The organism is Thalassotalea euphylliae, from assembly GCF_003390375.1.
Classification (GTDB): Bacteria; Pseudomonadota; Gammaproteobacteria; order Enterobacterales; family Alteromonadaceae; genus Thalassotalea_F; species Thalassotalea_F euphylliae_A.
Map to the genome: position 1 here is coordinate 1845998 of NZ_QUOT01000001.1, position 25337 is coordinate 1871334.

The 25337-nt window shown below is 43.4% G+C and carries 18 protein-coding genes and 1 other RNA gene; 16 read left to right on the plus strand and 3 right to left on the minus strand.

All coding sequences use genetic code 11. The annotated features are described in order from the left end of the window. Window positions 1-77 precede the first annotated feature (77 nt). The 16 genes from DXX94_RS08255 (at window position 78) to DXX94_RS08330 (ending at window position 23762) form a co-directional block, all read left to right on the plus strand. The gene (locus DXX94_RS08255; RefSeq protein WP_258872128.1) at window positions 78-1376 is read left to right on the plus strand and encodes a type VI secretion system contractile sheath large subunit; all 1299 of its coding nucleotides are present in this window, start codon (window positions 78-80) and stop codon (window positions 1374-1376) included. Between the two features lie 13 nt (window positions 1377-1389). Continuing rightward, a complete protein-coding gene (locus DXX94_RS08260) occupies window positions 1390-1827 on the plus strand; it encodes a GPW/gp25 family protein (RefSeq protein ID WP_116015114.1) in 438 nt (145 codons plus the stop codon). Beyond that, window positions 1817-3598: a type VI secretion system baseplate subunit TssF gene (locus DXX94_RS08265; RefSeq protein WP_116015115.1), complete on the plus strand. Its 1782-nt coding sequence runs from the start codon at window positions 1817-1819 to the stop codon at window positions 3596-3598. Before DXX94_RS08260 ends, DXX94_RS08265 begins: the two co-directional genes overlap by 11 nt. Beyond that, entirely contained in the window at window positions 3589-4512 is a 924-nt protein-coding gene (locus tag DXX94_RS08270) for a type VI secretion system baseplate subunit TssG (RefSeq protein ID WP_116015117.1), read from the plus strand. The genes DXX94_RS08265 and DXX94_RS08270 overlap by 10 nt, the downstream gene beginning before the upstream one ends. An 11-nt stretch (window positions 4513-4523) precedes the next feature. Further along, complete coding sequence (gene tssH, locus DXX94_RS08275; RefSeq protein ID WP_116015118.1) at window positions 4524-7115, plus strand: type VI secretion system ATPase TssH; 2592 nt, start codon at window positions 4524-4526, stop codon at window positions 7113-7115. A 36-nt stretch (window positions 7116-7151) separates the two neighbouring features. After that, complete coding sequence (locus DXX94_RS08280) at window positions 7152-7886, plus strand: transporter substrate-binding domain-containing protein (RefSeq protein ID WP_258872129.1); 735 nt, start codon at window positions 7152-7154, stop codon at window positions 7884-7886. A 14-nt stretch (window positions 7887-7900) separates the two neighbouring features. Next, the gene (locus DXX94_RS08285; protein WP_116015120.1) at window positions 7901-8695 is read left to right on the plus strand and encodes an FHA domain-containing protein; all 795 of its coding nucleotides are present in this window, start codon (window positions 7901-7903) and stop codon (window positions 8693-8695) included. Continuing rightward, window positions 8680-9189, plus strand: coding sequence for a type VI secretion system lipoprotein TssJ (tssJ, locus tag DXX94_RS08290; RefSeq protein ID WP_116015121.1), 510 nt, complete (start codon window positions 8680-8682; stop codon window positions 9187-9189). The genes DXX94_RS08285 and tssJ overlap by 16 nt, the downstream gene beginning before the upstream one ends. 6 nt (window positions 9190-9195) lie before the next feature. Then, window positions 9196-10518, plus strand: coding sequence for a type VI secretion system baseplate subunit TssK (gene tssK, locus DXX94_RS08295; RefSeq protein WP_116015123.1), 1323 nt, complete (start codon window positions 9196-9198; stop codon window positions 10516-10518). 1 nt (window position 10519) lies between these two features. Next, a complete protein-coding gene (locus tag DXX94_RS08300) occupies window positions 10520-11773 on the plus strand; it encodes a DotU family type IV/VI secretion system protein (RefSeq protein WP_116015124.1) in 1254 nt (417 codons plus the stop codon). Continuing rightward, window positions 11770-15135, plus strand: coding sequence for a type VI secretion protein IcmF/TssM N-terminal domain-containing protein (locus DXX94_RS08305; protein ID WP_116015126.1), 3366 nt, complete (start codon window positions 11770-11772; stop codon window positions 15133-15135). Before DXX94_RS08300 ends, DXX94_RS08305 begins: the two co-directional genes overlap by 4 nt. A gap of 25 nt (window positions 15136-15160) precedes the next feature. Continuing rightward, a complete protein-coding gene (locus tag DXX94_RS08310) occupies window positions 15161-17173 on the plus strand; it encodes a type VI secretion system Vgr family protein (RefSeq protein ID WP_116015128.1) in 2013 nt (670 codons plus the stop codon). A gap of 19 nt (window positions 17174-17192) precedes the next feature. Continuing rightward, entirely contained in the window at window positions 17193-17693 is a 501-nt protein-coding gene (locus tag DXX94_RS08315; RefSeq protein WP_116015129.1) for a DUF6931 family protein, read from the plus strand. A gap of 272 nt (window positions 17694-17965) precedes the next feature. Next, window positions 17966-19738: a hypothetical protein gene (locus tag DXX94_RS08320; RefSeq protein WP_116015131.1), complete on the plus strand. Its 1773-nt coding sequence runs from the start codon at window positions 17966-17968 to the stop codon at window positions 19736-19738. 277 nt (window positions 19739-20015) lie between these two features. Further along, complete coding sequence (locus tag DXX94_RS08325; protein WP_258872130.1) at window positions 20016-22154, plus strand: PDC sensor domain-containing protein; 2139 nt, start codon at window positions 20016-20018, stop codon at window positions 22152-22154. 84 nt (window positions 22155-22238) lie between these two features. Beyond that, complete coding sequence (locus tag DXX94_RS08330; RefSeq protein WP_116015134.1) at window positions 22239-23762, plus strand: EAL domain-containing protein; 1524 nt, start codon at window positions 22239-22241, stop codon at window positions 23760-23762. 19 nt (window positions 23763-23781) lie between these two features. On the opposite strand, the gene DXX94_RS08335 is transcribed toward DXX94_RS08330, so the two are convergent. The 3 genes from DXX94_RS08335 to DXX94_RS08345 form a co-directional block, all read right to left on the minus strand. Beyond that, a complete protein-coding gene (locus DXX94_RS08335; protein ID WP_116015135.1) occupies window positions 23782-24075 on the minus strand; it encodes a PAAR domain-containing protein in 294 nt (97 codons plus the stop codon). A gap of 419 nt (window positions 24076-24494) precedes the next feature. Further along, window positions 24495-24876: RNase P RNA component class A (gene rnpB, locus DXX94_RS08340), an RNA gene on the minus strand. A 55-nt stretch (window positions 24877-24931) separates the two neighbouring features. Continuing rightward, on the minus strand, window positions 24932-25333 hold the full coding sequence (locus DXX94_RS08345) for a hypothetical protein (protein ID WP_147302259.1): 402 nt from the start codon (window positions 25331-25333) through the stop codon (window positions 24932-24934). Between the last annotated feature and the right edge of the window lie 4 nt (window positions 25334-25337).

The window sequence follows — 25337 nt, forward strand, 5'->3', positions numbered from 1 at the left end:
GCGCCATACTTTGTGGCGCCTTTTCTCTATCAAGTAAACAGTCACTAGCATTTCTTTATTGCATTTTAGGTAGTCCAGTGTCGTCATTAACTATTGAAGCACAAGCAAGTGAGCGCTTTGCGCTAATTGCACAAGTTAAATACTTGATGGCTCAAATCGACCAAAAAGTGAGTGCTCAGTTAACCGAAATAATCACGCACCCGGCCTTTGAGCAACTAGAGTCTCGCTGGCGCAGTTTACATGAATTAATTCACTTACCGGTGAACTACCAAGCCGTCAAAGTGAAAATATTGAATATCAGCTGGTCGGAGATTTCACAAGATTTGAATATCTCGTCTTCGGTCAAGCAATCCAAAATCTACAATTTAGTCGCCAACAAAGAGTTCAATACGTTGGGAGGTGAGCCGTACGGCCTGATTGCAGTAGATCATCAATTTAGTCTGGAGCTGAACTATGACAATGAATTTGACGATTTATATACGCTTGAATTATTGGCAGAGCTAGGCGAAAGGAGCTTATGCCCATTTGTTTTAGATGTTGATGAAAACTTTTTTGGCGCCAAAGGTGAAATGTATTTATCAGATCTGGAGCGGGTCTCGCGTGTCTTAGCTAGTAGCGATTTTGACGGTTGGCACCGACTACGAACCCTGAGTAACACCCAGTTTATCGGTCTAGTATTTAATAAAGTGGCTATTCGAGAACGTTACCGACAGCTCAGTGCGAATTTCATTTTTAACGAAATCCATAATGAAACACACCTCTGGGGTAACGCCGCCATGACATTCATCAAAAACGTCATGCTTGAGTTTAATCGCGTCAGGTGGTTTGGCTTTTTAAAGTCGCGAAAAGTCAATTCATTAGGTGGGAGTACGATTGGCACTTTTGCCCTGAGTAGTCTTAGGCCGCTTGACCGTCCCTATTTTAGAACGCGGCTCTCTGCCGAAACGGCAACCTATCTTGCTCAACAGGGCTTTATTAGTGTTTTTTACAACCCACTGAATGAAAAATATTTTTTTCAATCGAATAATTCAGTGCGCAAAGAATCAAGTAGTGAAAATCGCTTTTTGCTGCAAACAACACTAATGATCTGCCGAATTGCTCACTACCTCAAAGTACAACTGCGCACCATGATTGGCACTATGATGGAGCCCCATGATTGTGAAAACCAATTAAATCATTGGCTAGAGCAATATTGCTCAAATTCAATCGTGACCGATGAATCAACTCTGGCAACAATGCCACTGCAATCTGCCACCGTTAAAGTGGTTGAAGAAGACGCCAGCGAAAGGCGCTACAGTTGCCAGATTGAGCTAGTACCTCAATATCAATACGACAGAGTTACCTCAATGGTAAGTCTCTCGACTTCAACAGATTGATAAGGGGGTAGCCATGGGGTTTTACAGAGCGTTTTATGCCGAAGAAAATGTCGACGCACTTGATACTAACATCTTAGCAATTTACCAAAACATTGGTCTGATATTAAAAACAGAGGCTGCTTATTTGTTTGACGGACCAACGCGACCTAGCCATCAATCTCATTTGTGTTTTGGCATCGAAGATATCGCCCTGTTTAGTCGGGTTAATTCAGGTGAGCAGATAGCGCTAAGGGTCAAGAACAAGCTAGTTCAATTTGAACCGAGATTAGCAAATATAGCAGTGCAATATCTTGACAATGAAAGCAGCCATAAGCTCACTAATACCTTGCGCTTTTTGATCTCCGCGACGCGCGAGGTTAATGGTAAAAATGAAAAACTGATGTTGGATACCGATATCGATCTAACAGAAATGAAAGTACTGATAGAGAACGACAGCCAATATGATGAATAAAATGCTCAAGTACTTTGAACAGGAGCTCTCTGGTATTCGTCAAGGGCTAGAGGCATTTCGCCTTAAATTTCAAAAAGAAGCCGAGATTCTCAATCTAAACAACAAAGGCCAAGAAGATCCCAATGTCACGCGTCTAATTGACAGTTTCGCTTGGGTAAGTGCGAAAAACGCACAAGAAATTGATCAACTGAAATATCGTCATATTGAAGAGTTTATTGAAGTCACATCACCGAACCTCTTTAAACAAGTGCCAGCAACCATCGCTTGTACTTTTATCCACAATCCCGACGACTTCACCAAACCCGTAGTGTTAAGCAAAGGCGGCGAAGTTAGTTTTGATTTAGCGGGTCAACAGACAAAGTTCACACATCCGATAGCAACTGTATTGTCACCCTTGACCATCACAGGGACCCAATTCGAACAAACCCCATTTAATCACCCGACGCCAGTTGATATCGACCACGGCAAAGTAAAATATTGCTTGCGAGTAAATATTGACTTAATCAACGATGAAGTCGATATCAACACACTGCTAGCGGCAGGTCTTCAGTTACATTTTGGTCATAGTCGAACAGGCCGATGCAACTTAGATATTATTATGCAATCCTTGTGCAATATCGCACTCACTTGCGACGTGCAACAAACCTCGATTAGCATACCGAAAGAAAGTTTTAACCCTATTGCTCATGACCAACAAGCGCTGTACTCGCCGATTAGCGACAATGAGCTGGCAATTTATTTTCAGCTTAAAGAATTTTTCACTATCACTGATAAGCGCAATTACGTGCGCTTACAGCATAAAACGGCAGGAAAATTAGCGCCAAGCAGCCACTATTTTCTTGATCTTTATTTAGATGAGTTTGCCCAAGAACTGATGGCAAAAACGGATATCCAAGTGTCGGTTAATCGCTTCTTGATGACCAATTTGTTTAAGCAGGTATCTGAGCCTATTTCGGTCACTCATCAAGAATTGTCTTACCCCATTATTGCTGATGCCAGTGTCGGCAACAATCTCGAAGTATATAGCGTTGATGACTTGTACAAAGTGAACAGTACAAACCAAGAACGCATTAAACCGGTAATTGGCAGCGAACACATCGATTATCAACAGGATTGGTATTGGTCAGGAAAGCAAAAGATATCCACCAATGGCAACCTCGAGCACCACGTTGTTTTGCCAATCAACAAAGCATTGACTCGCGAGCCAAATGGTTTTACCGCTTTTGCCAATATTACGTGCAGCAATAGCAATCTCCATTCCTTGGTGCATATTGGTAACCAGTTTGTCGCAGATGCACAAGAGGCGCTGCCAGGGGAGCTTTACATTAATGATGTTAACTTCACCCCCAATAGTACCAATATTCCAGAGCACCACTATTGGGATTTTCTTAAGTTAATGTCGTTCAACCTCTCAGCGATGATCGATAAACCTGATGCAAAAGCGCGGTTAGTGCAATTTTTGCGTTTGTTTACCTACAACAATGCCAAGTACGTCGAGCTAGACAGTATCGAAGCGCTCAATCTAACAAAAGTAAACGCACCATTTTTGGTGGAAGGTCGGATGTTATTTGTGCCCGGTATTGAACTTAAATTATTGTTTAATAACGCAGAGCAAAACGCTGATTACTTTTTGTTTTCACAATTACTGAATCTATTTTTCGCCTCGATTACTTCATTCGATCGCTCATTTAAGTTAACGGTAGAGTTTACTCACTTTAATTGGTTGCCAATTAATTTTGAGCCTGTACTTGGAGTTCGAGCATGCGCTTAGGCAAAGGGTTAATGGCCGGAGTGCGATCATCGTTTCAATTGAAGCGACTCGCCAACGCACTATCAGACAAACCAGTCCGTTATCAAAGCGAGCTATTTTCTGATCACTACCACAAACAATACTGTCGTTATGAACGGGCGGCAGATGGCAGTTATCTCGTTGAATCTAAAGATAAAGGGCTATTTGGTGTTAGAGGTGGGCTACCCAACTTTATTTTAGATTGGCTGAAGCTAAGTTTTCATCGTGCAAACGAAGCCTTCTTTTCGTTTCTCTCCTATTTCGAGCAGCGATTTGTCGAACTTCGCCACGCTAAAGCCGAGATGACTTCCGTGGTATATCGCGCCGAGCAAACACAAAGCACGCAAGACCAACAAGTACTATTAAACCAGTATTTTGCCTCAATGAATTTTGATCATTGTGACTACAACACAGCGCCTGTAACCTTACTCAACAAGCATTCAGGTCGCTCACTCAACACCATTCATCGAATGCTCGGTCTTTACTTTCCATACAAATTCGAAATTTCCACCGACAATATTGAGTGGAAAGTTATACCAATGGCAGCTCGCAGCCAATTAGGACAAACCCAGATTGGCCGAGGTACAGTACTTGGCCATAAATATCCGCAGCTCAGCCACAAAGTAACGGTGACAATAAAAGTAAGTGATGCAGATCAATTCCAACAATTTTCAGTTACTGGTAGCACGGCGGCAAAGCACCTTGAACAAATCAAAGAATTTTGTCGCCAATGCTTTTCTGAGCACGCATCTGTTGATGTCATCGCACAATATCACGGTCGCCGAGTGAGCCCGACTTCACTCACTAAAAAGAATACAAACGCAGTAGTGCTTGGCAATAATGCCCAGTTGCTAACTACGCAAAAAAATCAATTACAACAAATTAGAAAGCACTAAAAGGGAACCTTATGTCACACGTTTCAATCGCCAAACTTGTTAACTACCTTGACAGCAATTTAAAGAATGCATTGGAGTATGCCGCGGCAGATGCAATGAAATCGGAAGTTGGTGCGATTGAAATTGAACACTGGTTATGCTCATTACTGCAAGGTCGCGATCCTAAATTACAGCAATTTTTAGAAGCCCAGCGCGTTAACATTGCCAACTTAATGACTGAGCTTGAACAACGCTTAGCAAAACTCGATAAAGTGCATTCAGGTCAGCCAACCATTAGCCCAGATATTATTGAGCTGATCAAGTCTGCGTGGCTGCTGGCATCTATTGAATTTAATCACGGCGCCGTTTCTGGTTTGCATTTGCTACTCACAGTGTTACAGCCAGATAATTTTGGTGTCAGACAACGCGACTTCCATGCACTAGAGAGTATTTCACTAGAAAGCCTTAAAGAGACAATCAAAAGCTTAGCCCAGCCCGCTAGAACAGCGAATAAATCTGGCGTACCTGGCGCCCCTCAGCAAGTGGTATCAGGTGCATTAGACAAGTACACAGTTAATTTAACCGCCGCAGCGCAAAACGGCGAGCTCGACACCATTTCGGGTCGCTCTGAAGAGGTTCGCCAAGCCATCGACATCCTATGCCGTAAGCGACAAAACAACCCAATTTTCGTTGGCGAGCCAGGCGTTGGTAAAACAGCCGTTGTTGAAGGACTCGCACAAAAAATCGCGAATAACGAGGTACCTTCGATTATCGCAGGTGTGCAAATTCACTCATTGGATTTAGGTCTCTTGCAAGCAGGAGCAAGTGTCAAAGGTGAATTTGAGAATCGCTTAAAAGATGTGATTAACGAAGTAAAAACATCTGAAGTACCCATTATCGTCTTTATCGATGAAGCCCATACCTTAATTGGTGCCGGCGGTGCAGAGGGTCAAAACGATGCCGCTAACTTATTAAAACCAGCACTAGCACGCGGTGAATTTAGAACCATAGCTGCAACGACATGGGAAGAGTACAAAAAGTACTTTGAAAAAGATCCGGCCCTAACGCGTCGCTTCCAAGTGGTCAAAATTGAAGAGCCGAATGCAGAAGACGCGCTGCAAATGCTGCGCGGTGTGGCTAGCTCGTTAAAAAAACATCACAAGGTGTTTATTACCGAAGCTGCATTAGCGTCAGCCGTTAACCTATCTATTCGCTATTTACCAAGTCGAAAATTACCAGATAAAGCAATTAGTATTTTAGATACCGCTTGCGCGCGTATTGCGTTGACGCAAAGTGCAACGCCAGCCGCTATCGAATCCACACAACAAGCGATCCGTTATTTGGACAATGAAATAGCGTCATTGGCAAAAGAAAACGCCATGCTCAATAACCAAGCAGAGGCGATTACGGAAAAGCGCACGCAAAAAGTCGAATTTGAAACAGAATTAGACGCGTTGAATACTCAGTGGCAGAAGGAAACTGCGCTTGTCAATCAACTGGCTGACATTCAACAACAATCCGAAGATGGCGAGCTGGCTACCAGCGATGATTTTTCAAGCCTGCTTGCAGAGCTCAAAGAACTGCAAGGCGAATCGCCTATGGTTCACGCCATTGTTGATGAGCAAACGATTGCCGAAGTAATCGGTGCTTGGACAGGTATTCCTATTGGCAACTTGATGAAAGAAGAGGTTAATAAACTCTTACAATTAGAAGAATCACTACATACCCGAATTATTGGCCAAAGCCATGCGATGAATGAGCTGGCAAAGAGCATTCGTGTTTCTCGCGCTGGCTTAACGGATAAGCGCAAACCCGTTGGCGTGTTTCTAATGTGCGGCCCAAGCGGTGTAGGTAAATCAGAAACAGCTCTGTCACTTGCTGAACTATTATACGGTGGTGAACAGGATATGACCGTCATCAACATGACCGAATTTAAAGAAGCTCACAAAGTTTCTCAACTGCTAGGCTCGCCAGCAGGTTATGTTGGGTACGGTAAAGGCGGAGTGTTAACCGAGGCGATTCGACGTAACCCTTATTGCGTATTGCTGTTAGATGAAGTCGAAAAAGCGCACCCAAGTGTGCACGACTTGTTCTATCAAATTTTTGATAAAGGCTGCATACAAGACAGTGAAGGTCGCAATATCGACTTTAGAAATACCCTTATTATCATGACCTCGAACGCCGCCGATAGCGCTATAGTCGATGTTTGTGAACGCTCGCAAAGCCGACCGGAAATTGTCGATTTAGTTGATGAAATTCGACCAGCACTACAAGAATACTTCAAACCTGCCTTCTTGGGACGTACCAACATCATTCCTTACTTCCCATTAAATGAGCAAGAACTGACGCAAATTTGTGGTATCTCCCTTAACCGCGTTGCCAATAAACTAGATGAAACTTACGGTGCTGAATTAGATTACGACGAAAACTTTGTCCGCTACGTCGTCAACAAAGGCAACGAGCCCACTATTGGCGGTCGAGCTATCGAACAAATTGTTAATCGTCACTTAATGCCGCAACTTGCTGAGCGCTGCATTGAGCGCATCAGCCAAGGATTGCCCATTGCTAAAGTAACCGTAACGGGCAGTGATGATGGCACTAGTTTTGAGCTACTTGTCGAGTAGCTCACTGGCAAACGATTCCAAGAGACAGAAGACACCTTGAATATACATATCGCCAAAAACCTGCATATTAAATTGCTCGTTATTTTATTTTTACTGCTAGCTCAGTGCCGCACAGCAAGCGCTGACGGCACTGTGATATTGGCCACTCACGATGTCTATCCGCACCATTATATCGAGCGCGGTGAAATTAAAGGCCGTGTTATTCGCCAGCTACAATGTGCGTTCAATCGGATGGAAACCCCCTATCGCGCAGAATTTGGTGGATGGGTTGACGATGAACTGAGCCTACGAACGGGCAAAATAGACGGCATTTTCGCGGTTTCTATGAACGATACGCGCAAAGACTATGGTGAGCTTTCCACCCCGCTGGCGACGAAGCATCTGTATTGGTATTTTTCAGGGACCAAGCTCGATGTCACGCAAGACAATCCCTTGTATCAAAGGTATCGCGTCGCCGCGGAATTTGGCTCCGACGAGTGGTTTATTATCAAGCGGCAAAAATACAATGTGCGAATGAAGCCCAAAAATGCACAATCGCTCGTAAAAATGCTAATTAATCACGAAGTTGATGCCATCTTAATCGACGAGCGTGTCTTTGAATATCAAAAAAATAGAGCGAATGTAGGTAACTTAAGTTTTACCCGAACACCTTATCAAACCATTGATTTAGGCGTTTTGTTTTCAACAGCATTCTTACAAAAGAATCCAAGGTTTTTGGCTTCTTTTAATTTGGCGGTGTCTAACTGCCTCATTACAACATTAAACAACTAAGTGGAATGAATTCAATGACTTCAGCCATTTTACAAGTTACCGAGAGCCCAGCTGACGTAAAACTAGTGACGCGGGTCACCACGATCAATGACAACACTGTCACGCTAGGGAGCTCAATTGAATGTGATTTAATCCTGACGGCCGAGCAAAGCCTAAGTGATGAAATATGGGCAAGTATTACGCCCAGTGCTGACAAAGGTCAGTACTTACTCAAAGCCCATGTCGATGATGTTATAGTTAACGGTCGCCCAGTCATTAGCTCAATGGAAAAAGCCTTAGCCGATGGCGATATCATTGCGGTTGCAAACTACACAGTACTATTTTCCTGTGAGCAAGCAATTAAACCAGTAGAAGAAGTTACCGAGCCTGTCAATTACCAAGAGATTGATTTTGATGCCAATAATATTTTAGCCGGACTTGGCGATGCGCCGACTGATCATCAAACGCCCCTGACCGAAGAGGCACAGGCAGCATTTTTAGCATATGACGAGCTTGCGCACGCTAATAACACCAATCAAGCCCCTGACAGTTCGGTTGGCGCACTTGCGGACAAAATAGATCATTTGTTGGAAATATCGCAAAACCCTTGGATTCAACAAAAGAAATTGCTTAGTATGCTAGACGGTGTAGTTGATGAATTTATTAAGGAATTTGACCCCGCATTAATCGAAGAAATGGTCGGCCAGCCCAGTTTTTTCAATAGTGGAAAACAGTGGCAAGCCTATAAAAAATACTTCCAACGAAAGCACAATGAAGGCCACTTTAAGCGACAGTTTAAAGCACTACTAATCGAATGTTTGCAAAAATAATAACAATATTCTCATTTATCATGCTTTTATCAGCCTGCGCTAGTGATGACGTACTCGATCGCTATTCACTGCCAATTACCGTGCGCGTCGAAGCGTCAGATAATCTCAATTGGGCTAATAATACCGCCAACCCTGTGGCATTGCGTGTTTATCAATTAACTAATGCTGAACGCTTTCAGCAGGCAGATTTTATCTCCCTGTTTCAATCAGATAAACAGTTGTTAGCAGAGCAGCTCGTAGAGCTCAAACGCATCTACCCAATTCTGCCCGCAACGACACAAGATATCACCGTCAAGCTCTTGCCAACAACGCGATTCTTAGCCGTCGTCGCTGAGTTTACTGACTATCAAAATCTCGTGACAAGCAGCGTTATTGAACTACCAGAAGACATCTCAGCGGAAACTGATATTTGGTTGGGATTACAGTCGACCGGTGTTAGGCTAAGCGTGATAAAAGAAGAAAGCTTGTTGGATAAAATAATAAAATGGGATTAAGCATTCTTGAAAAATAAAATTGTTTGGCGCGAAGGGACGTTTCTATATCCGCAACATTTTCAACAGATGGAGTCTCATCTTGAAACGAGTTTGCAAGCATCGACAAATATGCTGATTGGGGACTTAGCACCTCAATTCGGATTAGCGAATATTTCCTTTAACGAAGCCACCTTAAAACTGAGTCAAGTATCCATTACCCACTGTCAAGGGCAACTGCCTGACAGCAGCTATTTTGAGCTGTCAGAAGAGATTGTTATCGACATTCCCGCAGGTACAGTAGATAACGTGATTTATCTTGTTGTTCCCATGTACTTAGCCGGGCGTAACAACTTTAACAACTCAGCACAAACTTCACGTTTTGTCACGACACACAAAAAAGTTTATGACTTAAGCGCTGACGACCAAGAACAGATTGAAGTAGAAACTGCCAAACTCAACATCGGCTTAAAGCTAAGTGATGACAATTTGGAAGGTTACACTAAGCTCGCGGTTGCCAAAGTCTTAGAGGTTGATGAAAACGGCCATGTGGTTTTAGATAAGTCGTTTATCCCACAATGCTTGGCACTAGGCGCTTCAAAGTACATTCTTGAGCGAGTAAAAGAACTAGAGATTCTCGCCAACGCCAAAGCCACGCAATTGCTGACCCGTTTGCAAGCAGCGGTCGACAGCCAAAAATCATTGGCTTTATACCAAGATCAGCAAATGCTCGATGCCATCTACCGCTGGCTGCCGTGGTTGGAAGCTGTGCTAAACACACCCAATTATAAATTAGGGCGATTTTTCCTCGAGTTAAAGCAGTTCGAGTCAGCACTCAACAGCGTCACCTTGACCGAGCGAAGCCCTTGGCAACCGCTACAGAACGAACAATTATTCAAACAGCTACAACCCGTATTTAGCCGCTTAAAAGCAACGTTGTCGATTACTCAGCAAAGCAATGTCACTGAAATTCCTTGGGATGACGCGTTATTTGCCAGCCGCCGCATGATGTTGGCTAAACTAAAAGGCGCAGTGCTCGAAGCAAATACGCGCGTTATTATTGCGGTGACAGCTGACCATGGGCAAATATCGAAAGACGTGTTTCGCACAGGCTTTAAGCTAGCGGGGAATAAATCGATTGTCAGTTGCCTCAAAAACGCGACGCCCGGTATTGCCGTTAGCCCTTTAATGTATGCACCGGCTGAGCTTAAAAGCCAACCGTTGACGGATTACTTTGAGCTAGAGACCGAAGAGATCCTCTGGAAACAAATACTGGAACAAAATGAGTTATTGGCCTTGCACATCGATAGCCGTTTATTTATCAGCGCAGTAAAACTGTTTTTAATTAACTGATATGCATTCGGCGAACTACAGTGTTAATCAATTTTCATTGGTTGACGAAAAAAATGAAGCGCTAACCCAATTGCTAGCTAATTTTAGCTGGCAGGATGAGCCTTTACTAAAACTAAGCTTGCCATTGTTTCCGCAAATTGATGCGATTAGCTGTATTGATGACAACGCAACACTTGACGCTTTTCGTCACAACCTTGTGTCTCGTTTAAAGCAGCTTAAAGCACAGGGGCAATCGCTTAATTTGTCACCTCAATTGCTGGATAAGCTGAGCTTTATGTGGGCGGCATTTCTTGACGAGCGTGTTATTTATGAAAGTGACATTGACACGACTGCGTGGGAAAACAATACGTTAGTTAGCCAACTGTTTGGCATTCGCAATAGTGGCGAAACGTTTTTTACGCTCGTTAAACAGCTAATGAATGACCCCAGTCATAACCTTGAACTGCTGCAAATCAGCTATCTGTTGTTGCAACTGGGATTCAAGGGAAAGTATCACGGCCGACGGGCGATAGAGCTCAACCAATTTATCGCTGAGGTCAGCCATGCATTGTCAGAGTTTGGTGTGTTACAAACCCAAAATCATCGCTACAGCGCCTACAGTAAAGTGGTGAAAAAGCCCTATCGCATGTTGCTCAAACCGGGTATACGGCCAAAATGGTTTTGGTTAACTTGTATTGTGGTGCTCACCGCAGCAATAGGCATTTATCAACAAGAGCTCAGTGAGCTATATGCTAATCAGCAAGATGAATACCGTGAAATGGCAAAAGAAACACGCCAATATTTAACAGCAATTCAGCCAAAAAACCAATTTATTGAGCAAAAAGATTTTATTAGTCAAGGAAGTCACCTTGGGCAAGGAAGCTACATTGGTCAACCAAGCAGTATGAGTAACGACACCGAATTGGTTGTCACCAAACAACAGCCAAGCGATACAGCACAACAACAGGTTATTTCAAGTGCGCCTGTCGCTAACGAAACTACTGCAATATTATCAACAGAAATTTCTCAACCAATAACAAAGCCAAAAACCGGTAAGCGTTATTTAGTACAGCTAGGCGTATATGACCGTGAATCAGCGGCCCAACAGTTAACGTCTCATTGCAGTAACGATACCTATCCATTGCAATTTGGTCACATCGATACACGCACATTTGTCGGTTATGTCACCGAAAGTTACGCACAGGCAAATACGGTCAGTCAGTTTTTTCAAAACCACTGCCAACTTGTTCCCTATATCAAGGAGTACAAGCCATGAGCCGCAAGCTGACCCATATTTTGGCTATTATTGTCGTTATTGTTGCGTTATTACTGTCAGCGGCGATTGTTTTTCTCCCGTTGGCGATGTCTTGGTGGTGGCTAGTCGCAGCACTAGTGTTTGTAGTCATTGCCATGTATACCATTCCCCCAATGGCGAGCCTGCTAACCAAAGCGATAACGAGAAGGCGCCAGCGCAGGTATTTACACGCCAGTTACCAACACATTAAGAAAAAGTTGAAATTACCGAGTAATATTTATGAAACCGCTTGGTTTTTTGCTTGCGCGCAGGATACTTGTGAACACGACTTTTCTCAGTTTCACCAAATAAAAGTCCCCAACTTACCCGCCAACATTGAGGTTTATCACGTTGAGGGCGCACTGGTATGGCTGCTCAGTCCCAAACAAGACTACGACACGGGTTTATTCGTTGAGTGGCTCAAGGAAATACGCCCTAAACAGCCTGTTAATGGCGCTATGTTGATATTGGACGCCTTTAACTTGGTGCAAAGAGCGCATAAGCAAACAGGCATCTTCATTGAGCGTTTCAAGCACAGCTGTGAAGAACTTCATAATCAAAGCGACATTCTGTCGCCTCTGCATGTTTTCGTATCGGGCATCAACAAACTGGACGGAATCGCAGAGGCGATCTATGAGCAATCAGATTTCGCCCAGCTGTCGATTGATCTCACCTGTGATGACAGCGATAAAACAGCAGTGTTTAGTACCGCCTATGACGAACTATTTAAGTGCCTGTTTGTCGACAATATTAAGCAGGTTTCGCTACAGCTCGACGAAGACTTTAAACGCAAGCAATTGCTTGGTCCTATGCAGTTGCAATACCTAAAGCTGTCAATTGAGCAACTCTTTTCCAGCTTGCAATCGTTTGATGGCGCTGACCTCCCTTACCAGCTAACTAGCTTACATCTGGTTGAAAGTGAACACGCTGAGCAGCGCATCAACTTGGCAACAGCGCATGCTCTTATCAATGTTAACCAAATCAACTTACCGGTCGTTCACGGCACCAATTTAAAGCCGCAAGCATCGTTGCAAAAGGCCTTTACGCATGGGGTGCTAGCGCAATCATTCAAAGCACCGATTAACCGTTTGCAAGTTGTTACTTACTGGCTAAAACAGGGCTTAATGGTGATCTCAGGGGCAGCTTTATTAGGTTTTGCCGCTTGGGTTGGCTATTTGAACTTTACCTACAATGAAGACTTGCACGCTCAATTCGACCGAGTTCATCAAGAATATAAACTCGTTTTAAATCAACAAAAATTCGATATAGAGGAGCCAAGTAGTATTCTCGGGCCGCTCGAAATTTTGGAAAAAGCCTATCGAAAATTTAAGGCGCAGGAGCAAGACAAGCCCTGGTTTGTAATGCCGTTTATCGTCTCCATTGAACGCGAAAAGCATTACCGCAGTTTATACCAGCAGCAACTGGTGATGGCATTGCAACCGACACTCAGCAGTTATTTAGAAGAGGAGCTTTTCGTTTATTTAGAGCTTAAAGACTATTTAACTGTGTTAAATATCGAAAATATTTACGAATCATTTGCCAGTGCCAATTCCGATAACCAAGACATTATTCTTGATTATTTTACTGAATCATTCTTGAACAGCGGTGTTATGTCTCGTGAGCAGATAAGAGAGTTTGCCATATTGCTGACCGATCTGTTTGAGTTAGGGTATGAGCCATTCGATGTTAACAACGAGCTAATTGCCATTGTTGACGCGGAAGTATCAACGCAAAACCGCTTCCAGTTACTATATCAGTACATTGAAGAATTACCTGAATTTAGTAAGCTCAACGATGTTCGCTCAGTTTTATTTGGTCAAAACATGCCACAAAGTGGCGGTAAAGACCTACTCTACTTTGACCAAACTCATGCCAGTTTTCTGGTGCCTAATTTATATACCCCAGGCGGCTTGCTGCAATTGTCTTTTATCCCAGATTCGGGCTTTTTCCAAACTCTAGTAAAACGCAATCACGGCCTGTTTAGAAAGATACCAGAGCCGCGCGATATGGAACGCTTGGGGAGCTATTTAAAATATACCTATATCAATGAATACGTGGGTTTTTGGCGAGAGTATCTAACGCATATCAAAGCGCGCGAAGACATGGGCTTAAAACAACTTTTAGCGGCATTAACCAAAGCAGAAGACTCGCCTTTGCCGCAGCTAAATTCGGGGGTTAGGCACTTTGTTAATATTCCACTGATAACAATAGAGCCAACACCAGAACAGCAAGTAAAAGCGCCTAAAAAACTGGCTGCGACACTGGAAAAAGTTGAAGCTGTGGCTGATAGCTTGCTCACTGAAAAGCAAGATCTCACCGTATTAATGGCGCAAGAGCAAAATGAAATAGCGACTAAGATCAATCAAGCCTTTGACGATAACTTACTGCTTTCTGGCTCAACCAAGCAAGTGGATGCTATCTATCAAAGCATTCAAAAAGACTTGTTAGCACTGAAAGAGTGGCTTGATAAAGCCGACAATGAAGTCATCCCGGGTAAAGCCTATTTTGAAGACGTTACTAACGAAAAGTCTTATCAAGCATTTGCCAGCCTTTGGCTAAATGATTACGAGCAAACGCTGATTGATCACCTGATTGACAATATCGTTGCGCAATCAAGCCGTTATGTGGAAAACAAAATAGTCAATTACTTAAACACACAATGGCAAGCGCAAGTGGTTGCACCTTATCAGCGTGAATTAGCTCCCTTCTTCCCTTTCAGTGACAGCGAAGAGGCCGTTAATATTCGCGCCATTGATAAGTTTTTCGCAGGCGATAGCGCATTAGCAAAATTTGAACTATCAGTGCTGAGCCAGTTTGTTGAGGTCAAAGGAAAACAACAATTAGCCTTGTTTGGCAAACAACACCTGCTGACGCTAAATAATGATATTTCGCCCTTTATTATCGACTACAAAACTATGCGCGAACAGTTGTATAGCGGTGCCGACAAGATCACCACAAACATTACCTATACGCCGATATCAATGGCTCCTGAGTTAATGTCATTTACACTGAGCACCTCAGATAGTGCATTAAATTACACTCATGGCCCATTGATTGGTAAGAAGACGCTATGGCCGACAGACTATCAAGACAGCGCAATTACCATCAGCATGCGAGATAAAAATAACAAACGCCAAATCACTAGATTTGAGGGAATTTGGGCGCCAATGCAACTGCTTGCCAAATATCAAGGCGACGCGGCGAGCGAGGTCTTGACCATACCTTACCCTAAAACCACAGGTGTTAAACTCAAAGTTAATGATGCAGACAAAGCAAGCAATATCATCAACCCGATTTTTTTCAAGCGTTTAACGATTCCACCCCAACTCGTCGGCAAGCCATAGCAACATTCTAGGAGTAAGAAAAGCAATGGAAAATTATGTTGCTGGCAGCACCAGCTATTTAGAAGCTAAATCGAGCACTAATAAAAGCTACCGAATCAATAAGTGCACAATTAATCAAAAGCTCAACAACAATTTCACCATCAATGCGAGTGTGGTTACCGATGGTGAAGACTTAGACGATTTACTCGGCGATTCCCTGACCATTAGCTGGTTTCAAGATATTGCTGGTCGCGCCAACGAACTGCTCAACTATCACGGATACGTGACAGAAATCACCGAAGTTGATACAGATGCCGACAGCATTCGATCGTTTAATCTGATTATCAAGCCTTGGCTTTGGTTACTCACCTTAAATCGCTGCAACCGTATCTATCAAGCAAAGTCAGTTAAAGACATATTAACCGACATTTTTGATAGCGCTGGTTTTAAAGGTCAGTACAAATTTGGCACGATGCCGACGATACAACGCGAGTATTGTACCCAATACAATGAAACTGATTTTGCCTTTGCCCTGCGGGTTATGGCAGAAGCGGGCGTTATTTTTTACTTTGTTCAAGAAGGTGGCAAGCACACGCTACAAATCCAATCTGCTGAGGCAAGTTTTACCAAGAACACCCAAGCAACCTTCGATCATGCAATGGTTAAAGACAGTAATAATCTCTTGCTCAGCACTTGGCGAAAGAAACAGCGCAGTACCCGTAAATCGCTCAGTTTATCGGGTTACAACAGTGATAAAGTGAAAACTGAACAAGCCAGTAGCCAACTGACTAACAGCGCGGTCAGCACTTATTCGAACAAGCACTTTGAGTTCCACGGTCAGCCAACCGATAAAGGTGATTTCTCCGATGTTGCGACCTTGGCAAAACAGCTTATTGCCAGTGAAGAAAGTCGCGCTCAAGACATTGAAGCAACGACGGATTCGAACCTTGTGCTGATCGGACAAACGCTGACCTTAGCCAAGCATCAAAATGCGGACTTCCACGGTGATTACAATGTTATCGGCCTAAAGCATGTCATCAATGTGACCAGCAGTGCGACACAAGCTACCTACAAATGCACCATTAGCTGTCGAAAGAATACCCTAAGCGTCGCACCGCAAATGCCAGTAAAACCCAAAGCGCCGGGTTTAATGACCGCCGTTGTGGTTACAGATGCAGGCGCGTTTGACAGTAAAGGCGACCTCAACCAAGACAAAGACGGCAAAATTCGCGTGCATTTTCATTGGGATGTTAGCGACACCAAATCAGCTTCTTGCTTACTGCGGGTTGCTCAACTGATGGCTAGCAGCCAAGCGGGTATGCAGTTTATTCCCCGTGTTGGCGATGAAGTATTAGTCGACTTTATCAATGGCGATATCGACCAGCCGATTGTTGTTGGTAGCGTTTACAACGGTTCGAACACGCCACTGTACAACCAAAAAGACGCTACACAATCAGGGATTAAAACCGGCTTTGCTCAAGACACCAGCCATGAATTGTGTTTTGACGATAAAAAAGGTGAAGAAAAAATTGCTCTCACCTCAGGCAAAGACCTCGCGATAACAGTTGCCAACAACGCAACGACACTGGTCAATGCTGACGATAAATTAACTATTAAAAAAACGCAGACCACGGCGATCGAAGACAAGCAAACCATCACGGTCACCAATGGCTACGGCTTGACGGCTGACAAGATTGCGCTAGAGGGTAAATCAGAAATTGAACTCAAAGTCGGTAGCAACAGCATTAAAATTAGCAGTTCGGGCATTACCATAGATGCATCGAAAATCACCCTGAGTGCTAGCGGTGACATTAGCCTGTCAGGCACCAATGTGAAATCATCAAGTACAGCGTCAACGTCAATTAAAGCGACAGCGAACCTTGATTTAAAAGCAACCGCACAAGCAAATTTAGAAGGTACCGCTGGGGTCAATGTTAAATCAACGGCAATGGCAAAAGTTGAAGGCACTGCTGGCGCCGAACTCAGTTCAACCGCCATGGCTAAACTCACAGGTACCGCCATGGCCCAGATTTCCGGTGCTTTAGTGAAAATTAATTAACGATTGATGAACTAACAAAATGCAAATCATTACGCCAAAAGTTGTCAGCCAATTAACACAAACGAATGCGGGTCATATTGTCAACCGATACCCGATGACCGACGAAGCCAAAGCGCTTGTCACGAATGAGATGACACCGTCAGAGGCGGTTGAGAAATTGCAACAAGCTGGCCTTGAGCGCGATGCGATACAGTTTATCGCCCACGGTTTATCAGTGATGTCTGCAATAAAATGGGGGCTTAGTTGCCTTCGTCAAAAAATCGATTGGCAAGCAGATGACGAACAGATATTTGATTGTGTCGAGCGTTGGGTTAATGCACCAAATGAAACGCTGCGTATTCGCGCTCAACAACTGTCTGATCGCAAAGGACTGGGAGAATATCCGAGCGCATGGTTAGGCTATGCTGTTTTTTGGTCAGGAACCGGCTCTATCGCACCGCCTGATTTACCTGCGGTGATGCCGCCTGACAATATGGTTGGTCATGCCATTAACGCGGCAATTTTAATGGTAATGATTTAAGCGTGACATAACAGGCTAGCGAAAGCCTTTACGCAGCACATTGTCCATAAAACAGAGGGGCGCTGGCGTGAAACGTGCAAAATGGCGACTAGGTGAGCAACTAATCAACAATTTCTCTTTATAAATGAGCGAAATACAAACAATTAACACTGTGGTAGGTTTTGTTTTACAGGCAAAGCCTCGTTACTCTAACAACCATAATAACGATAACAAGCTATTGCCTGTTTGTTCAGGTGTAAAAAATAGCGACGACACGTATGTAGGGAATTTATATGTCTATCATTCGCAAGCTTAATTTAGCAGGCCGCAAAGTCGGTAAAGTACTTCACCTTGTCGATGCCTCTAATTACGATAAGTTACGTCGTCTCGACGCACTAATAACAAAAATCAACGCCGCGCGCACCAACAACAATCGCTCTTTCCTCAAAGCAATAGAAACCATCACCGAAAAAGCCGGTGGGCTAAAAGAATTTAAAAAGCAAGAAATGTCAAAGTTGGATAACTTTGAGTGGGTATTTTATTTATCAGATCAGCAATGGGACAGTTTCTGTTTCCAATGGAACGAAACAAAATCGCTGTTAACCGCCAACAGAAAATCCCCTTTTAAAAGCGAAGACGAATTAACCCAAGCCTATCAAACAACGCAAGGCCCTTTTAACAGTAAAATCCAATGCTTTTTAGCGCTTTATAAAGAAGAAAAGGTGGTTAGTGATTACAGCAAGCTAGATGACTGCTTTAAAGGGGTGCCTGTTGCCTCGCCGGCACAGCAAGCGCTGCCTAAAGAAGATACCAAAATCGCTAACGAAAAAGACATTTGGCTTATTTTCCAGTCTCTTAAAGAGGACTTTCGTGAAATTGGCCTAGTCATGAAAAAGCAAATGCTGATTTTCGCAAAAACACATCTTGAGGCGATCAGAGGCGGTGCCAACTTAGAGGGCTTCAACAACATAGATAATGTCGAAGCCTTATTACCCATTGCTGATCGTGCACGAAAACAACAAATCATTATTAAGCGTTCAGGTTGGTTAGCTCCACTAAAAGACATTTACAACGCCTACAAAGTAATTGGTCTTATGGACAAAGAGACACGCTACCGAGGAGCATTTGACGAAGGCTTCAGTGGTAAAGCTAACCGTGCAAAACTGGTGAAATACACGCAAGAAATGGTGACAGGAATCATTTCAGCGGTAACCACCACAGCAATGACAGTCGCATCTTTTGGCGCAACCTTGATTTTGTGTATTTTACAGTGGATTAAAGTATTCGATATATTGTCGTCATTTGCCACACTCATTCGCAGTTTCATCAAAGCCAAGCAGGCGGATCCCAATGTTGATTTAACCAAGTTAGATTTTCGCATGCTAAGCCAACGCACAAAAACTGGCGCTATTGCAATGAATGTGATCAGCACTTCAACAGGTGCCTTGAGCGCAGGCTTGCACGTTGGTGGTGCGGCTGAAACAGGAGCTTATGTCTTAGCAGGCGCTAAAGCTACCTACAAAGCAGGCAAAGGCGCGTGGAGTAGTAAATCGGCAATCAAAAACGTTAAAAACTTCAAAGATGATCAGCACAACTTATCTGAGCAAGCGACGGAAAAAGACCTCCTTAAAGCGAAAAAGAATTTAGCGAAACGATTGAAAAACGTTGAAGAAATAGACTTTACTTTTAGCAACCCACTAGAAAACCACGAAGAATTAGCCCGTAAAGTAGAAGACTCTAAATCTAAGCTGCGCCGCTTTATGGACAGCATGGTGAAATGGGCGAAAAAAGCGTTCAGTTATCTCGTTAAACTACTAACCAAGTTAATTAAGTTTGTACTAGGTGTACTTATTGTGTTCGCCAACATTGTTGGCGTGTTAATCACAGGAATTGTGCTTTTATTTAAGCGGTTTTGTGAGCTTGTTGGCTCCAACATCAACAAATTTATGGTCAAAGCCAAAGGTGATATACAAGATGGTTTGAGGTACTTAAAGCGCATGCTAAGGCAGGAAATTATAGACATTGACGCCAGATTAAAAACGGTAGCGATGAGTCCTGCGGGGTAAGTTCAGAAAACGCATATAGAGGCTCTTCACAAGGAATCATCGACAGTAAGTACTTTTAGTCATTCCTTTTGTGGAGCCTCTCCCAAATGCCCACGATTACAGTAAAACAAAGACTTTAACAAATTGGCGAGCAAACTCTTTTAGTTAGCTAAAAGCGATGAGCAAGCTATGTGGTATGAGTGCAGTAGGCTGCCCTCAGCTGTAACGAAGTCTAATCAAACTTAAAGATGATATATTCGCGGCTATTTGCTAAACACCGCGATAACGAAGTGAAGTATTGACAGTTATCATGCAACTTATTGACGAAAAAAGCGCAACTCTGGCGAAAAAAGTGAGTGGTAAGTTCATTACCCCATTGTTAGTAGCAGGCATCTTAATTTGCCTTGTTAATGCGATTATCGCGTGTTATCTCATTTATCAAGAATCAAGTGTTTTTCAAAAGACGGTACGCGCGGAAGTAAAAACACAAACTATTGATGCCGCTAACCAAATTAGTGAAAAACTTGCTGGCATCATGAATGATGTGAACAATTTTGCCGATCGCATCACTCGCCTTGAAGATAAACAAGACACACTCGGTTTTTTACGCCACGAGTTTTACCAAAACAGTAATTTATTTTCGTTAAGCACGACATTCAAACCCTATGCTTTTGATCCCACTAGAAAATACGTTGCCCCTTATTACGAACGCCTAACCGACGAAGAAAAAGAATTTGAATTAACTGGCTACGATCAAAACAGTACCGAATTCAGTTGGTATAACCGACCGCTCAAAGAAGGCCCAATTTGGACAGAGCCCTATTACGAACCAGTGAATAGCGTATTGATGACCACTTACTCTGTGCCATTCTATCAATCAGAAAAGGCGCGCGAAGCAGGCGAAGCACCACTCGGTGTCGTGCCTTCCGATGTATCACTGGATCATCTCACCACAGATTTAAAACAAATTCAGTTTGGTGCTGGCGGCTACGGTATTATTTTTTCGAGCAAACAAAACTTAATTTCCCACCCGGTTTTTTCTCATGTGCGCGAGGGTGAAAGCCTTAATACGCTCAAGCACAAAGACGGCTTTAACTATCTCAATAAAATCGACAAGTGTTTCGCTGACGATCTCACTTATGCCTTTTACAATGGTGAAGTGATGGATAACGACGAAGATTACGCGGCATGTGCACACATTCCGCAAACCGATTGGATTCTAATCACTCGCATGTCTGCTGATATGTTTCAAATGGACAAAGACTATCGTCGCAAAAGCAATATAGGCGCAATCAGTTGGATTGCAGCCTCATTGATTTTGATCATTTTATTACTAACCCGTTATAAACAAATTACTTGGTCGCAAAATAACATTTGGATATCCATTATCTTAGTGACAGGAACAGTCGCTTCACTTGAGTTTGCGCGCAGCCTCAATACGTTAGAGGAAGACAGTACGGTAGTGATCACTAATACCGCCCAGCGAGAAGCGTTTATCAGTAACTACGATGCCCAACTTACGCAATTGCGCTTAGACCTGCCAGACTATATTTCAACTGGCCTGATGGTCGACTCCTTAGAGTTTGTTAATGCTAATAACATTCATCTGACCGGCATCGTTTGGGAAAGGTTTGAAACCCCTAGACCTGAACACATAGCGCCAGAAATCGCGTTCAACGAAGCAATAGAATCTGATTTAAAATTAGCATATCGACAAACCTTGCCCACGGGAGAGGAAGTTGTTGGCTGGCATTTCTCTGTTGTTATTCGTCAAGAACTTGATTACTCAAAATACCCATTCGATCACAAGAATATTGTCATCCGTTTAACCGCTAGCAATATTGGTAGCAACACCGTTTTAGTGCCAGATTTAGAGGCCTACGAAAAACTGGGAAAAACAGATAATCCGGCCGTTGCTAAAGATATCGTTTTAGAAGAATGGACACTTAAGCAAAGCTACTACAAATACACCTATCAGCACTTCAACACCAACTTTGGTATTAATGGGCATGGCTTCCAAGAGATTAGCCCTGAGCTAAACTATTCAATCAATATTGAACGCTCATTTTTAGGGCCATTTGTCACGACATTATTACCTGTCATGGTCATGGTGTGCCTACTTTACGCTTGTGTCGTCAGTATGCCCTACACCCCCTATGGCGAGCTTAGAAACAATATTACCGCGGTAGTATTCACCATATTGCTCGCTCATTACAGCATACGTGAACACTTACAAATCAATGAAGTCGTCTATTTTGAAGTGTTCTATTTCTTGCTTTATGTGATCGCAACCGTATTTATGCTGATTGCGCATTACTATTACCGTGCCAAAGCATTGGACTTAAATTCAAAGCACTTTAAACGCGTGGCAATTGTCTGGTACTGGCCAATACTGACATCGGCAATCTATGTGATCACTATTTGGACTTACTATTAGGCTCGATGAAAGGCAAACACGGGCGTCACCATAAAAAATGACGCTCTAAGTTAAAACTAAGAACAATAACAACAGGTTAATTTTATGAAGCTGTACCGTCCATGGACCTCACTGTTTATTATTGTGGCATGTATTGCTGTCACTCTGGGGTTTCACCACCATATCGCGGGTTATTACGTTAAACATGCAATCGATGCCGAATTAGAGTATTTAATTGGCAAGCTTGATAGCCATGTCACAGAAGCCATCCGCTTAAACGATGAATTTACCGAAGAGCTCGCGTTTGACTGTTCAATATCAGATATTGAAAAAATGCAGCGAGTTGCCTTTACTAGCCCACATGTTCGGCTGTTTGAAGTGCACATTGCAGGTGGTAAAGAATGTTCAAGTCACGGTTTAGCGGTAGAACAAGACGAAAAAGCGTCTTGGAAGAACTTACGCGATAATATTTTTATTGGCTCTGAGCTCAATAAAATTAACCACACGCATGATTTAACGGTGATTTATCAAGGAGAAGGCTTTAACTTAATTGCCGACATCGAGCCTATTCATATTCCCAAAGCATTCTGCGAAAATTGTGCCGTACTGAAAGTGCAGCTAGGTAGTTTTGACATTCTCGTCAGCGATTTAAATCATCTTGCAGAAGATCTCTCGCTTTCCTCCTTTATTTACTCTGAGCAATATCCGTTCTCCTTATCCTTAGCCGTTTCAAAAAATTACCTATCCCCCGTCGAGCACTGGAGCGGTGGCATAAGTTTAGGCATTGGTTTTTTAATCGGCATATTACTGGTCATGGGTATGCAATGGCTGCTAAGTCAAAACCAAACGCTAGAAGCGCTAATTAAACAAGGGCTAGATAAACATGAGTTTAAGCCATTTTATCAACCAATTGTGCACTCAAAATCGGGGAAAATTGTTGGTTGCGAAGTGCTAGTTCGCTGGGTCAAAAAAGACGGAACCATCATCCCACCTTATCAATTTATTCCCTTTGCTGAAGACTCTGGGCTTATTTTACCCATTACAGAGCAGCTGCTCTATCGCGTGGTACGGGATATTCAAACTCTAAACTGGGGCGATACAGACAAGTTTATGAGCGTCAATATCGTGCCGGAGCACTTGCAAAACGACGACCTGTTCCACACCATAGAATCGTTAAAAAATGACCATTGGCAATACCACAATCTCTCATTAGAAATTACCGAGCGCCGAAAAATCGAAGACTTAGCCCAAGCTAAAAAAACACTCGAAAAATTTTATGATGTGGGCATAGAACTCAAACTAGATGACGCTGGCACTGGCTATGGCGGTTTTGCTTATGTGCAAGAATTAAAGATTTCGACCATCAAAATAGACAAAATGTTTATTGATGTTATTGGCACAGACGATATGAAAAATTCGGTGCTGTCATCGATCATCGCTTTTGCCAATGAAGCATCATCCATGAAAACCATCGCAGAAGGCGTCGAAACACGCGAACAAGTCGAGCTGCTCGCCAAACACGGGGTATACAAAATTCAAGGCTATGTTTACGCGAAACCTATGCCCATTGAAGAACTCGTTGAATGGAAAAAAATTGCCAAAAACCTAATTGCGATGGCCAGTCATTAATGATTATTCAATTGGCTAACTAACCACCAATAAGCACGGTCGGCATGCCTAAGACAATACTGCCACCGTGCGAAGTTGTATCTCCCATCCTCGCGGCAGGTTTATTGCCAATCAACACTGTCGCACTTCCTTTTACAATCGTATCAGGTGGACCGATACATGTCGCCATATCTCCCATCACTGCAGCGGGCATACCGCCAATCACCACAGTAGGCACTCCGGGGCCAGATACGGGTCCGCCAACATGTGGCACTGTACCTGTTACCATTGGGCATACGTGCATGTCAGTCAAACGAGACGCAGGTAAACTCATCACAACTTCCTAGCAAATCAAATTACTTACAATTTAATTTAGTTTTCGTCTGAAAACCAGCTAATTAAAGAGTGATGTTTAACCAAGAGAAGTAAACGGCTTTAGAAAGGAAAAAGCCCCGGCATTGCTGCAAGGGCTTGTGGAATATGTGAGTTGGCCGATAAGCCGGGTTCTGTATCTTTCCTAAAAATAGAAAAGCGACAATCATTCGTCTAGGCCTTAAATCGCTCTAAGGCTCAAGCAAGACAGTTCATTCAAATTAGGCGGTTTCAACGCGAGCCACGCACTCACTGTAAATGTAGTGGAACCCTATTGGGTCTTGCTCAGAGTGCCAAGAAGTTTTAGCACCCTGTAGCTAACTGTTACCTTTGACACCCGAAAATAAAAAAGCCCCTGCATTGCTGCAAGGGCTTGTGGAATATGTGAGTTGGCCTATAAGCCGGGTTCTGTGTCTTTCCTATAAATAAAAAAGCGACAATCATTCGTCTAGGCCTTAAATCGCTCTAAGGCTCAAGCAACCTACCCGGTTCCAACGCGAGCCACGCCATAAGGAACCCTATTTGGTCTTGCTCCGGGTGGAGTTTACCTTGCTGCCAACTGTTACCAGTGGCCCGGTGCGCTCTTACCGCACCCTTTCACCCTTACCTGTGCTGTTGCCAGCCATCGGCGGTCTTCTCTCTGCTGCACTTGTCGTCGGCTTGCGCCGCCCAGACGTTATCTGGCACCCTGCTCTTTGGAGCCCGGACTTTCCTCCCCCAACACTTATAAATAAGTTTTGGCAGCGATTGTCTGGCCAACTCGGCGCGTATTCTACATCAAGCCCACTGACAAATTAAAGCAACTTATTCGACTAAGCTTATTGTTTATTCAAAATAGCGCTATCAAGTTGTTGATGTAGCCAAGCGATAGCTTCAACTCTATCGGTAAATATTTTGGTGTTTTGCAGATCTAATGACGGGGAGCGACTAAACAAAATATCAGGCTGAACCGCACTATCATAAAGTAAGGCTTTAGCAGCTATGGATTGAGTAGCCAGCCAACGATTATAATTATCAAGGATCTGATAAGCTTCAGGCGTGCCTCCTTCCACTCGCGTTAGATCTACGAGCACAACAAATGGTTGGCCTTTACATCCTTCTACTTGCTCACGCATTTGTTCAATATACAAAGTGATGCCATCTTCATTGAAGCTGCCAATTAAGGTGCCAAATAACATGTTACCCTGTCGGCTGACTTCGCATTCACCATGTATATTCATACAC